Origin of the sequence: Xanthomonas sp. CFBP 8443 (genome assembly GCF_025666195.1) — a bacterium.
GTDB lineage: Bacteria > Pseudomonadota > Gammaproteobacteria > Xanthomonadales > Xanthomonadaceae > Xanthomonas_A.
Genome location: NZ_CP102592.1, coordinates 2,137,170 through 2,151,454 on the forward strand (window position 1 = coordinate 2,137,170; position 14,285 = coordinate 2,151,454).

Sequence of the window (14,285 nt, forward strand, 5' to 3'; positions counted from 1 at the left end):
AAGATGACCCCGGTCTGGCCGATCTACCGTCGGCTGCTCGGCTATACCCGCGCCTACTGGGTGATGCTGACCGCGGCGGTGGTAGCGATGGTGGTCGAGGCCACCGCCGGCTACTGCTTCACCCGGCTGATGGATCCGCTGGTCAACCGCGGCTTCGTCAATCCCGAGGCACGCATGGCGGTGCTGCTGCCGCTGGCGATCCTGGGCCTGTTCCTGATGCGCAGCGTCGCCACCTTCGTCGGCGACTACTGCATGGCGCGCACCGGGCGCAGCGTGGTGCGCGACCTGCGCGAGCAGGTGCTGGCCAAGTACCTGCACCTGCCGTCCTCGCACTTCGACGTGGAGGCCACGCCGGTGATGGTCAGCCGGCTGAACTTCGATACCGAACAGGTCACCCAGGCCGCCTCCGATGCGCTGAAGACGCTGGTGGCCGATACCCTGACCATCGTCGGCATGCTGGTGGTGATGCTGCAGATGAGCGTCAAGGTGACCCTGGCGCTGCTGGTGGTGGCGCCGCTGATCGGGGTCATCGTGTCCTACGTCGGCAAGCGCTACCGCAAGATCAGCCGCGGCATCCAGGACGGCATGGGCTCGATGGCGCAACGCGCCGAGCAGTCGCTGGGCGCGCAGCAGGAAGTGAAGGTGCACGGCACCCAGGCCCTGGAGATCAGCCACTACGCGGCGCTGGCCAACCGCATGCTGGGCCTGAACATGAAGGTCGAGACCACCCGCGCGCTGGCCTCGAGCATGGTCCAGTTCCTGGCCGCGGTGGCACTGGCGGCGATCGTCTGGGTCTCCACCCGCGAGGCGCTGGCCGGGCGCCTGAACCCGGGCCAGTTCATCGCGCTGATGACCTCGATGATGGCGATCATCCCGTCGCTGCGCCGGCTGACCAGCGTGCAGACCTCGATCTCGCGCGGCGTGGCCGCGGCCGAGCGGCTGTTCTCGATCCTGGACACGCCGGAGGAGCGCGACAGCGGCAGCGTGTCGGTGCAGCGCGTGCGCGGCGAACTGGAATTCGACCGGGTGATGCTGCGCTACCGCGACGACGCCGGGCTGGCGCTGGACGACATCAGCTTCAGCGCCAGGCCAGGCACGGTCACCGCCATCGTCGGCCGCTCCGGCAGCGGCAAGACCAGCCTGGTGCGGCTGGTGCCGCGCTTCTACGAGCCCAGCGGCGGCCGCATCACCCTGGACGGGGTGCCGCTGCACGACTACCGCCTGCACGACCTGCGCCGGCAGATCGCGCTGGTCGGGCAGCGGGTGATGCTGTTCGACGACACCATCGCCGCCAACATCGCCTACGGCACCGAGGCCAGCGACGCGCAGATCCGTGCCGCGGCCGAGGCCGCCAACGCCTGGGAGTTCATCGAGCGCCTGCCGTTGCAGCTGCGCACCCCGGTCGGCGAGAACGGCGCGCTGCTGTCCGGCGGCCAGCGCCAGCGCCTGGCGATCGCCCGCGCGATCCTGCGCGACGCGCCGATCCTGATCCTCGACGAAGCCACCGCCGCGCTGGATAACGAGTCCGAGCGGCTGGTGCAGGACGCGCTGCATCGGCTGATGCCCGAGCGCACCACGCTGGTCATCGCGCACCGCCTGTCCACCATCGAGCACGCCGACCAGGTGCTGGTGATGGACCATGGCCGCATCGTCGAGCGCGGCACCCACCACGCGCTGCTCGCCCAGGGCGGCCTGTACGCCCACCTGCACAGCATGCAGTTCCGCGAAAGGCAGGCCTGATGAGCGGTCGTGGTCCCCACACGCCCGGCTATTGGTACGGTCAGGGCACGCCGCCGCTGTACGCGCGCCTGCTGACCCCGGTGTACGCGGCGGCAATCGGCCTGCGCCGCGCGCTGTACCGGCGCGGCTGGCGCAAGCGCTACAGCGTCGCGGTGCCGGTGGTCGTGGTCGGCAACCTCACCGCCGGCGGCACCGGCAAGACCCCGCTGACCATCGCCCTGGTGCGCAAGCTGCAGGAGGCCGGCTGGAAGCCCGGCGTCGCCACCCGCGGCTACGGCCGCAGCCAGGACCAGGTCGCGCGCTGGATCGAGCCGGGCACCACGCCCGAACTGGGCGGCGACGAGCCGGTGCTGATCGCGCACAAGACCGGCGCGCCGGTGCGGGTGGACCGCGACCGCGTCGCCGCCGCGCGCGCGCTGCTGCAGGCCGGCTGCGACATCGTGGTTTGCGACGACGGCCTGCAGCACTACCGGCTGCAGCGCGACATCGAGATCGAAGTGGTCGACGGCCACCGCCGCTACGGCAACGGCCGCCTGCTGCCGGCCGGGCCGCTGCGCGAGCCGGTGGCGCGCGGCCGCGAATGCGACTTCCGGGTCATCAACCTGGGCCAGGCCAGCGATGCCGGCGAGGTCCAGGCCGGCTTCGGCGAGTGGGCGATGCGCCTGCGCATCGACAGCGCGCAACCGCTGCAGGGCGGCCGCGCGCGGCCCCTGCGCAGCTTCGCCGGGCAGCGCGTGCACGCTGTCGCCGGCATCGCCCATCCGCAGCGCTTCTTCGACATGCTGCGCGCGCACGGCATCGGCGTGGTGCCGCATGCGTTTCCCGACCACCACCGCTACCGCGCCGCCGATCTGTCGTTCGGCAGCGAACTGCCGGTGCTGATGACCGAGAAGGACGCGGTCAAGTGCGCGTCGCTGGTCGACGACTGGTGCTTCAGCGTGCCGCTGGTGGCGGAGTTGCCGGCCGCGTTCTGGATCGGCCTGCTCGACCGGCTGGACAAGCTGCGCGGGCGCAGCGGCGACGCCAGCGAATAGCGGCGCGTGCGCTCGTGCCGTCGCACGGGCTTGGCATCGAGTGAAGCAGCTGGAGCATGCGCACAGGGCGCATCCGTGACGTTTGCAGCGACGAAGCATGGCAGCGGCGAATCCTGTGGGAGCGACTTCAGTCGCGACAGGGCGTTACCGGTAAAGCCCGTCGCGACTGAAGTCGCTCCCACAAGGTCCTGCGCCGGCTGAAGTGCCGCCGTCGAAACACCGTCGTCCGGCACGGGAAGCGTTGCGTGCGCTGCTGCTCCCACGGCGGGCCTGCCATAGCCGTCGCTGACGCTGCAGACGCTTTCGCGCACCGGAGCGTGTGCAGAGCTGCGATCGGCAGGGCCTATAGAATGGCAGGGAAGGCGGCTGCCACGCGCGCGCGGCGGCTGGCATGCCTCGCTGCAGCGAACGCCTGCCGCCGCCGCGCCTTGGCGAAGACGCGTTGCCCCCGAATCGACAACGGAGAAGATCATCCATGTTTGGCTTCCGCGTATTCCAGCATTCCGCCGCTGCCGGCGCTCGCCGCGCATGAGCGCCGGACGCGACCTGACCCCGCCGCCGTTCGTGGTCGCCATCCCGGCGCGCTACGCCGCCTCGCGCCTGCCGGGCAAGCCGCTGCGCGCGCTCGGCGGCGAACCGCTGGTCCGGCACGTGGCGCGCCGCGCGCTCGGCGCCGGCGCACAGCAGGTGTGGGTGGCCGCGGACGATCCGCGCATCGCCGCGGCGGTGGCCGACCTGGAAGGGGTGCACGTTGCGCTGACGTCCGCGGCGCACGCCTCCGGCACCGATCGCCTGGCCGAATGCGCCGACATCGCCGGCTGGGACGACGCCACCGTGGTGGTCAACCTGCAGGGCGACGAGCCGTTCGCGCCGGCCGCGGGAATCGTCGCGGTGGCGCAGGCGCTGGCCGCCAGCGGCGCGGAGATGGCGACGCTGGGCACGCCGGTCGAGTCGGCCGAGAGCCTGTTCGACTCGAACGTGGTCAAGCTGGTGCGCAGCGCGCGCGGCGATGCGCTGTATTTCAGCCGTGCGCCGATCCCGTGGCACCGCGACGCGTTCGCCGCCTCGCGCGAACGCCTGCCGCCGGGTCCGTGGCTGCGCCACATCGGCATCTACGCCTATCGTGCCGGGTTCCTGCGCCGGTTCGCGGCGATGCCGCCGGGCGGGCTGGAACAGGTGGAGGCGCTGGAGCAGTTGCGGGTGCTGGAAGCCGGTTTCCGCATCGCGGTGGCGCTGTCGCCGGCGCCGTTCCCGCCCGGGGTCGACACGCCCGAGGACCTGGCCCGCGCCGAGGCGCATCTGCGGAGCCTGGCATGAAGCTGCTGCTGGTCTGCCTGGGCAACATCTGCCGCTCGCCGATGGCCGAAGGCGCGCTGCGCCATCACCTGCAGCGCTCGCCGCTGGCTGGGCGCGTGCAGGTGGATTCGGCCGGCACCGGCGACTGGCACAGCGGCGAGCCGCCGGACCGGCGCGCGATTGCCTGCGCCCGCGGCCACGGGGTGGACATCGCCGGGCTGCGTGCGCGGCAGCTGCAAGACATCGATTTCGCCGCGTTCGACTGGATCCTGTGCGCCGACGCGGCCAACCTGCGCGACGTGCGCCAGCGCGCTCCGGTCGCGGCGCGGGAGCGGGTGGCGCTGTGGCTGCCCTGGGCCGGGCTGGAGGGCCGCCGCGAGATCCCCGACCCCTACACCGGCGGCAGCGACCACTTCGAGGACGTCTGGCGCCTGGTAGACGAAGCCGCCGCCGGCAGCGTGGCGCGACTGTCTGTCGACGGCGGCTCCGGCATAATCGGCCGATGAACTCGATCGCCGCCCTGGAACTGCCGCAGCCCGGCACCTGGCTCAATGCCGCGCCGACCACGCTGCGCGAGCAGCAGGGCCGGGCGCTGGTGCTGGCCTTCGTCAACGCCGCCTCGGCGTGGTGCGCGCAGCGCCTGGCTGAGCTCAGCCAGTGGCAGGCGCGCAATCCGGGGCGCCTGCAGCTGATCGTGGTGCAGGTGCCGCGCTTCGACAGCGAGCGCGAGCCGCAGCGGGCGCTGAAGCTGCTGCGCAGCCAGGGCGTGTCGGCGCCGATCCTGCTCGATGCCGACTGGGCCGCCTGGCAGCGTTTCGACGTGCAGGCATGGCCGACGCTGGTGCTGCTCGACGCCGGCGGCTATGAGCGCGAGCGCCTGGTCGGGATCGGCGGCGCCGACCTGGAGAAGGCGCTCAACGCGCTATGCGCCGGGCAATCGCTGCCGCTGGACGACGAACTGCGGCAGCCGCGCGAGACCCAGCCCGAGCCGCGCCTGCCGCTGCGCTTCCCGGTCGGCCTGGCGGTCGCCGACGATCGCCTGTACATCGCCGACAGCGGCCACCACCGCATCCTCGAATGCACCACCGGCGGCCGCGTCCTGCGCCAGTTCGGGCTGGGCACCGCCGATTTCATCGACGGCGGGCTCGGCGAGGCGGCGTTCCACCGGCCGCGCGGCCTGGCGCTGGAGCGCGGCGTGCTGTACGTCGCCGACACCGGCAACCACGCGCTGCGCCGGATCAACCTGCTCAACGGCCAGGTCGACACCCTGTGCGGCAACGGCCGCGCCGGCGAGCCGGTCGAAGGACCGGTGCAGCAGGCGCAGCAAGCGCCGCTGAACCACCCGCAGGACGTGGTGGTGGCCGACAACCAGGTGCATATCGCGATGGCCGGCGACAACCGCATCTGGAGCTACGAACTCGGCAACCGCAGCCTGCGCTGGCGCGCCGGCTCGGGCGTGCTGGAACTGCGCGACGGCAGCGGCCACCTGGCCGCGTTCGCGCAGCCGTGCGGCCTGGCCGCGGTGCAGCAGGCGCTGTATGTGTGCGACGCGCTGGGCTCGGCGGTGCGTTCGCTGCAGTTGCGCGGCGACCTGGTGCAGACCCTGCTCGGCGGGCAGGGTCCGTGGGATTTCGGCAACGAGGACGGCCCGCGCAGCCGCGCGCGCCTGCAGTTCCCGCAGGCGATCGCGCTGAGCCCGGACGCGCCGCTGCTGTGGATCGCCGACAGCGGCAACGGCAGCCTGCGCAGCCTGCGCCTGGGCGGCGGCGAACTGTCCACCACTGCGTTGCCGCGGCGCTTGCACGGCCCGGCCGGGCTGGCGGTGACCGCGGGCACGGTGTGGATCGCCGAGACCGACGCCCACGCCGTGCTGCGCTACGACATCGCCAGCGGCGAACTGAGCGACGTGCCGATCAGCGAATGACCGCGTCCTTGCAGCCCCCGTTCGACGGCAAGGCCTTCGCCGCCAACCTCAGCACCGCGCCCGGCGTCTACCGCATGTACGCGGCCGACGACACCTTGCTGTACGTCGGCAAGGCCGGCGCGCTGCGCAAGCGCGTGTCCAGTTATTTCAGCGCCTCGCCGAAGAACGCGCGGACCATGGCGATGCTGGCCCAGGTCGCGCGCATGGACGTGACCGTGACCCGCAGCGAAGGCGAGGCGCTGCTGCTGGAAAACCAGCTGATCAAGTCGCTGTCGCCGCGCTACAACGTGTCGCTGCGCGACGACAAGAGCTATCCCTTCGTGCTGCTGACCCGCGAGGAGTGGCCGCGGATCGCGCTGCACCGCGGCCCGCGCGCGGTGCCCGGGCGCTACTTCGGCCCGTATCCGGGCGTGACCGCGGTGCGCGAGACGCTGAACCTGATGCACAAGCTGTTCAAGCTGCGCAGCTGCGAGGACAGCGTGTTCCGCAACCGCTCGCGGCCGTGCCTGCAATACCAGATCGGCCGCTGCAGCGCGCCGTGCGTGGCGCTGGTGCCGGCCGACGACTACGCCGAGTCGGTGCGCCGCGCGAGCATGTTCCTGGACGGACGCAGCGACCAGCTCGGCGAGGAACTGGTGCAGGCGATGCAGGCCGCCAGCGAACAGCTGGAGTTCGAGCGCGCCGCGCGCCTGCGCGACCTGCTCGGCTCGCTGCGCAGCATGCAGAGCCGGCAGTACGTGGACGGCCGCGCCGCCGACCTGGACGTGCTCGCCTGCGCGATGCAGGGCGCCAACGCCTGCGTGCTGCTGCTGGCGTTCCGCGACGGCCGCAATCTCGGCACCCGCGCGTTCTTCCCCAAGACCAACGGCGAGGACAGCGCCGCCGAAGTGCTCGGCGCGTTCGTGTCGCAGTACTACGCCGAACAGCCGCCGCCGCGCGAGGTGCTGCTGGACCGCGAGATCCCCGATGCCGAGCTGATCGAAGCGGCGCTGGGCTCGGCCGCCGAGCGCAAGGTGCAGTTGAAATGGAACGTGCGCGGCGAGCGCGCCGGCTACCTGGAGCTGGCCAGCCGCAACGCGCAGGCCACGCTGGCCACCGAACTGACCAGCCGCAACGCGCAGCACGCGCGCAGCGAGGCGCTGCGCGAGATGCTGGGGCTGGCCGAGCCGGTCAGGCGCGCGGAGTGCTTCGACATCAGCCACACCATGGGCGAGGCCACCGTGGCCTCGTGCGTGGTGTTCGATGCCAGCGGCCCGGTGCGCAGCCAGTACCGGCGCTACAACATCAGCGGCATCGAGCCGGGCGACGACTACGCGGCGATGCGCCAGGCGATCGAACGCCGCTTCCGCCGCGCTGCGGAGGGCGACAAGGCCGACGTGGTGCTGCCCGACGTGCTGCTGATCGACGGCGGCGCCGGCCAGCTGGCGCAGGCCAACGCCGCGCTCGCCGACCTGGGCGTGGAAGGCATCCTGGTGATCGGCGTGGCCAAGGGCGCCGAACGCCGCGCCGGCCACGAGACCCTGGTGATGCCGGACGGGCGCGAACTGCGCCCCGGCGCGGCGTCGCCGGCGCTGCAGTTCATTCAGCAGGTACGTGACGAGGCGCACCGTTTCGCCATCACCGGCCACCGCGGGCGCCGCCAGAAAGCGCGCATGACCAGCAAGCTGGAAGACATCCCCGGCATCGGTCCGCGCCGCCGCGCAAGCCTGTTGAAGCATTTCGGCGGGCTGGCCGGGCTCAAGGCCGCCGGCGAAGCGGAGATCGCGCGCGTGGAAGGCATCAACGACGCACTCGCTGCGCGAATCTACGCTAACCTGCACGGACTGCCGGTGCCCGATCCGGCAGGCGAGTAGAGCAGCGCAATGAAGTTGACCATCCCCACCTGGCTGACGCTGCTGCGGATCGTGATGATTCCGGTGCTGGTGCTGGTGTTCTACCTCCCGTACACGTGGACGAACTTCGCCTCGGCGGCGATCTTCGGCCTGGCCGCGTTCACCGACTGGCTGGACGGCTGGGTGGCGCGGCGCTACCACCAGTATTCCGCGTTCGGCGCGTTCCTGGACCCGGTGGCTGACAAGCTGATGGTTGCGGTGGCACTGTTCCTGATCGTGCAGGGCCACCCGACGCCGTGGATGGCGTTCTGGGCGGCGGTGATCGTCGGCCGCGAGATCGCGGTGTCGGCGCTGCGCGAGTGGATGGCCGAGATCGGCCAGCGCGCCAAGGTGCGGGTGGCGATGATCGGCAAGGTCAAGACCACCGCGCAGATGGTCGCGCTGCTGTGCCTGCTGTACTCGGTGATGCCCGACGGCTCGCCGCCGGAAAGCGTGTGGATGGGCCTGTTCATTTTCCACATCGGCGACTGGACGCTGGCGATCGCCTCGATCCTGACCCTGTTGTCCGGCATCCAGTACCTGCATGCGGCCTGGCCGAGCCTGCGCGCCGACGAGCGCGCCGCGGTGGCGGACAAGAATGCGAAGAAAATCGAAGGCAACGGTTGACAGCCTGCCGGTTCCCGGTAAAATTCGCGGCCTCAAGCGGGAATAGCTCAGTTGGTAGAGCGCAACCTTGCCAAGGTTGAGGTCGCGAGTTCGAGTCTCGTTTCCCGCTCCAGACGGTTCGCAGGCATCCAGCGGATACCTGCAGAACGATGAAATCAGGACCTTCGGGTCCTTTTTTCGTTTTGGCGCAAGTGCGATGCGTTCGCTAGGGTGCCACTGCGGAGATCGGCGCTATGCCGTATCGGGCATGTCGCGTCGGCCGGCGGCGCTTCGCCGGCGCAGGCGTTCCGCTACGGCATCGACGCCGCCGTCGAGTCGATACGCCGCACCGGCACGGCTTCCCGCAGTTGCCGGAAATGGTCCAGTCCACCCGATTGCTGCACGTCGCCGAGCACATAGCAGGAGGCGAGGTGGTGGGCGCCACCGGCACGACGAAGAAGAGCGCATCCCACGGCGTGGACGTTGTTCGACGGGCAAGCTTGTCCCGCTGCGTGCGTTCACCGCGCCCAGATCGGCGATGAATTTGCAGCGTTAGCCAGGGTTGTGAGCGTCGGCCACCGACGCTGGCGATGCTGGCCCGCACGCGCGCTGGCATCGCGACTGGGATGGCTGTTCCGAAGCCGCGCAGTGTCGACCGCGCGCGCCGCGATCTGCGCTAGGTTCGGCCAGGGGCATTGCATCGCGTGCAGACTGGCGGAGGCGGAGGCGGCGGCGTTGCGGTCGCAGCGACCGGCACGAGCAAGACACGACAGGCGTTTGCGTCGGGACCGAAGCGGTCGCGGCGCCGAGCGCATGCGCGGATGCCGGTCGCCCTCGACGCACATCCATCCACCACTGCAGGAGCCACCATGAACTTCGAGATCGCGACCTGGTACGACACATGGAACGGCACGGGTGCCGACAATCTTGCGCAGGGCAAGGTGCCGCTCGGATATGCCAGCCGCTACAACCTGGCCTTCGGCATCTTCGTCGAGTCCGGCAACGGCTATACCGTGGACCTCAATGCGCAATTCGCTGCGCAGAATCTCGCCCAGATCAAGGCGCAGGCGCCCGGCGCGCTGATCTATGCCGGGGTCGGCGACACCGGCTTGGTGGCGACGGTGACGGACAATCGCGACAACGCCAATCGCTCCACCGCCAACATCGTGGCCTATCTGCAGCAGAAAGGCCTCAACGGCATCAGCATCGATTCCGAAGGCGACGGCATGTCCTCGGTCGTGGAGCTGGTGACGCAGCTCAGCCCGAGCTTCAAGGCGGCCGGACTCGGCATCGCGGTGTCGGTGCCGTGGCCCGCAGGTGGCCCTGTCGCCCTTTACGGCGACGGCGCGGTGGCGGCGTTCAACCAGTACGTGGATGCCGCCGAGTTGCAGGACTATTCGTCCTCCGGCACGCCGCAGGATGCGCAGGCGTGGATCCAGGCCGGGGTGCGCGCCGACATCCTGATGGGCGGAGTGGCCACCGAGAACGGCAACGTGCAGACCTCGCTCGAAGACACCGCGGCCTGGACCAACTACGCGCTGCAGAACGGCTTGCGCGGCATGTTCAGCTGGAGGCTCGACAACGACCACGGGCAGGACGGCCAGGAAGAAGACGTGGATCCGACCTTCACCGGCGCCAAGACCATCTACGACACGGTGTACGCGGCCGGCGGCGGCGCGGCGGCGGCCGGTTAGCCGCCGACGTCGCGGGCGGCGCGAGCGTGCAGCGCCCGGGTATCCCGTCGCCGCGGACGCGTTGCGGCGGATTCGCCGTGCCTCGGACCACGCCGGCGATGGGACTGGCACGCGTCACGGCGATGATCGCGGCGTGGCGGGGCGCGCCATGGTCTTGCGCATCGCCACTGCTGCGCCCGCACGCGCACAAGCTGCACGATCTGCGGCGGCGAGCAGGCGAGCGGCGCTACAGCACCGGCGGGCGCGCCACCATCAGGTAGAAGATCGCCAGGAAACTGAACAAGGCCGGCACCCCGAGCGCGGTCCAGTAGCCGAGATGGCGCGCGTAGTCCAGCGGCAGTTCGCGGCCGTCCGCCGCGGCGGCCGCGGCGATGTCGCGCAGGCGCATCTGCAGCCACACCACCGGCAGCCAGCACAGCGCGGCGATCACGAACAGCACGATCGACCAGTACAGCCACGCGCTGTGCAGCGAATAGCCCATCCTGTGCGCCAGGTACAGGCCGCTGAGCGGCTGGAACACGATGGTGGTGGCGGTGAACAGCCAGTCGGCGATCACCACGTAGCGCGCCACCACCGCCACCACGCGCGCGTCGCGGGTGCGGCTGACGAAGAACAGGTAGAACGCGGTGCCCACGCCGGTGCCGAACAGGAACGTGGACGACAGCACGTGCAGGTACTTAACGACGATGAGGTCCATGCGACGGCTCCAGTGCGCTGGCCAGCGCGATCGCGGCCAGCAGCGGCAGGTTCTTCAGGATCGGCCCGTACGGGTGCAGCCAGTATTCGGGCAGGAAGGCGCTGATCAGCACGGTGTACGCGCCGATCAGCAGCAGTTGCGCCGCGTAGACGTGGCGCCGCCAGCGCGGCAGGCACAGCAGCGCCAGGCCCAGCGCCGCATCCAGCGCCGCCGCGGCGTATAGCGCGGCCACGGCCAGGCCGCCGTGCAGGCCGGTACGCGCGAGCAGGGCGAGGCTGTCGGCGACCGGGTAGGCGAATGCCGAGACATAGCCGGTGACGATCCACATCAGCGCGATCGACCAGCGCAGTGCCGGCAGCAGCCATTGCAGCAGCGCCGCCTGGCGCAGGCGCGCGCGGTTGCCGGCGTGCACGAAGTGCTCCGGCGCGCGCGGCGCGCGCCCGAGCGCGGCGTGCATGTCGTCCGGCGGTGCGGTCGAGCCGGCCTGCAGCATGTCCAGTGCGTCCGGCGCCAGCCAGCCGCTGCGCGGGCCCAGCAGGCGCCCGGCCAGGCGCAGCGGCGCCAGCGGGATCGGCAGGCAGCCGCCGATCGCGCCGAGGCCGTGCTTGAGCAGCGCCAGGTAGCGGCGCAGGGTCAGCGCGGCCGGGCCGACCGCGCGCAGCCGCGGCGGCGGATCCGGACGCTCCAGCAGGCCGACGATCGCCTCGCACAGGTCGTCCAGGTGTAGCGGCTGGATGCGCTGCTTGCCGTCGCCAGGCAGCGGCGTCAGCGGCAGCACCGCCAGCGCCGCGAACCACTGGCTGCTGGCGCCGTCGGGCGCGAACACCAGCGACGGCTGCACGATGGTGGAGCGGATCGGCAACGCCGCCAGCGCCGCATCGGCACGGCCTTTCGAGGCCAGATACGGCGCAGTCTTGGACGGATGCGCGCCCAGTGCGGAAATCTGCACCACCTGGCGCACGCCGACGTCGCAGGCGGCGCGGAACAGCTGCAGCGGGCCGTTCACATGCACTGCATCGAAACTCTGGCCTGCTTGTTCGCGAAAGATCCCGACCGCGTTGATCACCACGTCCACGCCGCGCAGGTAGTCGGACCACGGTGGCGGCTCGGCCGCACCGAATCCAGCCCGTACGATCCGGGCCGCCGGCCAACGCTGGCGCGCGTCCCGCTCGTCGCGAACCGCGAGGACCAGCTCATGCCCCCGATGCGCCAGCCTGTCGACCAACGCACTGCCGATCATGCCGCTGGCCCCGGTCAGCAGGATGCGCACGGCGCCTCCGCAACGCGGCGGTGGTGGCCGCACTGCAAACGCATCCTGCTGACCGGCTCAGCCGCCAGCATCGTGTCCACCGTGGTCGTGGCGGCGCTGGCGCGGCGCCGCACCGGCGCGCTCAGCAGCGGAGCCAATGCGACCAGCCACTGGCTGTGGGGCGAACGCGCCAAGCGCCGGCACGCGCCGAGCGCGCGCTACACCGCGGTCGGTTACGCGATCCACCACGCCAGTTCGCTGCTGTGGGCCGGCGTGTTCGACCGCGCCACCCGCGCCAGCCACGCGCCGGCGCGGGTCGCCGCCACCGCGGCGGCGGTCGCCACGGCGGCCTATGCGGTGGACTATCACGTGGTGCCGCGGCGGCTCACCCCCGGCTTCGACCGGCATCTGTCGGCGCCGGGCATGGTCGCGACGTACGCGGCCTTCGCCGCCGGGCTGGCCGCGGCGCACTGGCTGCTGCACACCGGCAGCCGGCGCGCGCCGCGGCGCTGAGCGCGCGCGGCTCATTCGTCCTGCGGCCAGGGGAACGGCGCCAGCGCGGTGCTGGCTGGACCGTTGAGCACCGCGCCGCTGTCGGCGGCGAAACGCGAGCCATGGCAGGGGCAGTCCCACGACTTCTCCTGCGGGCTCCAGCGCACCGCACAGCCCATGTGCGGGCAACGCGCGTTGAACGCATGCAGCGCGCCTTCGCCGTTGCGGTACACCGCGACCCGGTGCAGGCCGCGACGCAGCACCGCGCCTTCGCCGCGGGCCAGTTCGGCCACGCCGGAGGCCTGGCCGGGGGCGATCCAGTCACGGTACTGCACGGCGACGTTGGCGTTCTCGCGCAGCCATTCGCTGCCGCCGCGCAGCGATTTGCGGCGCGGGTCGTAAAGCGCGTGCCAGGGATTGTCGCGGCCTTCGAGCAGATCGGAGAGCAGCAGCCCGGCGACGACGCCGTGGGTGACGCCGTTGCCGGAATCGCCGGTGACGACATATACGTTGTCCTCGCCGCCCGGATCGGCGCCGATGTAGGCCAGTCCGTCGCTCGGTTCCAGGATCTGCCCGGACCAGCCATGCGTGTAGCGGGTGACACCGGGCAGCAGCGTGTCGGTCCAGTGCTGCAGGCGCACATAGGCCTGCGGGTCGTCGCTCTGCCCGGTCTTGTGGTCCTCGCCGCCGATGATGGCGAGCATGCCGCCGTGCTCGCGGTCCTCGGTCAGGCGCACGTAGTGGTACGGGTCGCCATCGTCCCAGATCAGCGCGTCCGGCAGCGCATCGGCGGCGATCGGCCCGGCCACGACATAGCTGCGGTACGGCGCCTGCTTGGTGTGGATCGCCACGCGCTCGTGGAACGGCACGTTGCTGGCGATCACCGTGGTGTTGGCGTGCAGCACCTGGCCCGACGCCAGCGTGACCCGGGTCTGCGCGCCGCCGTCCACCGCGGTCGCCTCGCCCAGGCAGAAGCGCACGCCCTGGGCGTGCGCCGCGGCGGCCAGCGCGTCCAGGAAGCGGCCCATGTCGATGCGCGCCTGGTCGTCGAAGCGGACCGCGGCGCCGAGCTGCGGCAGGCCGGGAATGCCGCCGTCGAGAAATTCGGTGCCCAGCCCCGCGGCGGCCGCGGCGTCGGCTTCCTTGCGCAGGCGCTCGGGGTCGCCGTCGTGCGCGAACAGGTAGCCGGGCACGCGGCGGAACCCGCAGCGGTCGGCGCTGGCGGCGACGAAATCCTCGATCCAGTCGATCGCCTCGGCGTGGCTGGCGGCGGCCATGCGCGCGCCGTGCTCGCCGTGCAGGTCGGCCAGCGCGTAGTAGCGGTCGTCCAGCGCCGAGGCCAGGTGCGCGGTGGTGCGCAGCGACTCGCCCTGGCCGATGCCACCGCGGTCGATCACCAGCACGTGGCGTCCGCGCTGCGCGCACAGCAACGCGGTGGTCAGCCCGGCCACGCCGGCGCCGACGACGATCACGTCCTGAGCCTCGCTCGGCGGTGTCGGCGCGAAGTGCGCGGTGGGGTCGCTGCCGAGCGACCAGACGGGCAGGGTGCGTGCGCTGGACATGCGAAAACTCCGTGGCCAATTGCCGGTCCACGATACGCAGCGCGGGTGATCGCCATGTCACCGCAGCGTCGTGTGCGTGGCAACGCATGCAGGGTTCGCCTGCACGTTGTGCACGTCGCG

12 protein-coding genes and 1 tRNA gene are annotated in these 14,285 nt (G+C 71.4%); 10 read left to right on the forward strand and 3 right to left on the reverse strand.

Features of this window, described 5'->3' with window-relative positions:
- The first annotated feature begins 3 nt into the window (after nt 1-3).
- The 9 genes from msbA (at nt 4) to NUG20_RS09155 (ending at nt 10,165) form a co-directional block, all read left to right on the forward strand.
- On the forward strand, nt 4-1,740 hold the full coding sequence (gene msbA / locus NUG20_RS09115) for a lipid A export permease/ATP-binding protein MsbA (RefSeq protein WP_263398434.1): 1,737 nt from the start codon (nt 4-6) through the stop codon (nt 1,738-1,740).
- Nucleotides 1,740-2,774: a tetraacyldisaccharide 4'-kinase gene (lpxK, locus tag NUG20_RS09120; RefSeq protein WP_263398020.1), complete on the forward strand. Its 1,035-nt coding sequence runs from the start codon at nt 1,740-1,742 to the stop codon at nt 2,772-2,774. Before msbA ends, lpxK begins: the two co-directional genes overlap by 1 nt.
- A 528-nt stretch (nt 2,775-3,302) precedes the next feature.
- Nucleotides 3,303-4,091, forward strand: coding sequence for a 3-deoxy-manno-octulosonate cytidylyltransferase (kdsB, locus tag NUG20_RS09125; protein ID WP_263398021.1), 789 nt, complete (start codon nt 3,303-3,305; stop codon nt 4,089-4,091).
- The gene (locus tag NUG20_RS09130) at nt 4,088-4,576 is read left to right on the forward strand and encodes a low molecular weight protein-tyrosine-phosphatase (RefSeq protein ID WP_263398022.1); all 489 of its coding nucleotides are present in this window, start codon (nt 4,088-4,090) and stop codon (nt 4,574-4,576) included. The genes kdsB and NUG20_RS09130 overlap by 4 nt, the downstream gene beginning before the upstream one ends.
- Complete coding sequence (locus NUG20_RS09135) at nt 4,573-5,994, forward strand: hypothetical protein (protein WP_263398023.1); 1,422 nt, start codon at nt 4,573-4,575, stop codon at nt 5,992-5,994. The genes NUG20_RS09130 and NUG20_RS09135 overlap by 4 nt, the downstream gene beginning before the upstream one ends.
- Nucleotides 5,991-7,847, forward strand: coding sequence for an excinuclease ABC subunit UvrC (gene uvrC, locus NUG20_RS09140; protein ID WP_263398024.1), 1,857 nt, complete (start codon nt 5,991-5,993; stop codon nt 7,845-7,847). The genes NUG20_RS09135 and uvrC overlap by 4 nt, the downstream gene beginning before the upstream one ends.
- Before the next feature lie 9 nt (nt 7,848-7,856).
- The gene (gene pgsA, locus NUG20_RS09145) at nt 7,857-8,492 is read left to right on the forward strand and encodes a CDP-diacylglycerol--glycerol-3-phosphate 3-phosphatidyltransferase (RefSeq protein ID WP_003472804.1); all 636 of its coding nucleotides are present in this window, start codon (nt 7,857-7,859) and stop codon (nt 8,490-8,492) included.
- Nucleotides 8,493-8,528: 36 nt separating this feature from the next.
- Nucleotides 8,529-8,604: transfer RNA gene (locus tag NUG20_RS09150), tRNA-Gly, on the forward strand.
- A gap of 736 nt (nt 8,605-9,340) precedes the next feature.
- Nucleotides 9,341-10,165, forward strand: a complete 825-nt coding sequence (locus NUG20_RS09155) for a glycoside hydrolase family 18 protein (RefSeq protein ID WP_263398025.1) — start codon at nt 9,341-9,343, stop codon at nt 10,163-10,165.
- A gap of 226 nt (nt 10,166-10,391) precedes the next feature.
- Here NUG20_RS09155 and NUG20_RS09160 read toward each other — a convergent pair whose 3' ends face one another.
- Both NUG20_RS09160 and NUG20_RS09165 read right to left on the reverse strand, forming a co-directional pair.
- Nucleotides 10,392-10,862, reverse strand: a complete 471-nt coding sequence (locus NUG20_RS09160; RefSeq protein ID WP_263398026.1) for a DUF2269 family protein — start codon at nt 10,860-10,862, stop codon at nt 10,392-10,394.
- On the reverse strand, nt 10,843-12,132 hold the full coding sequence (locus NUG20_RS09165; protein WP_263398027.1) for an SDR family oxidoreductase: 1,290 nt from the start codon (nt 12,130-12,132) through the stop codon (nt 10,843-10,845). The genes NUG20_RS09160 and NUG20_RS09165 overlap by 20 nt, the downstream gene beginning before the upstream one ends.
- A gap of 72 nt (nt 12,133-12,204) precedes the next feature.
- Here NUG20_RS09165 and NUG20_RS09170 point away from each other — a divergent pair, with 72 nt between their 5' ends.
- Nucleotides 12,205-12,624: a hypothetical protein gene (locus NUG20_RS09170; protein WP_263398028.1), complete on the forward strand. Its 420-nt coding sequence runs from the start codon at nt 12,205-12,207 to the stop codon at nt 12,622-12,624.
- An 11-nt stretch (nt 12,625-12,635) separates the two neighbouring features.
- Here the strand turns inward: NUG20_RS09170 and NUG20_RS09175 are convergent, their stop codons facing one another.
- On the reverse strand, nt 12,636-14,165 hold the full coding sequence (locus NUG20_RS09175; RefSeq protein WP_263398029.1) for an FAD-dependent oxidoreductase: 1,530 nt from the start codon (nt 14,163-14,165) through the stop codon (nt 12,636-12,638).
- Nucleotides 14,166-14,285: the final 120 nt, after the last annotated feature.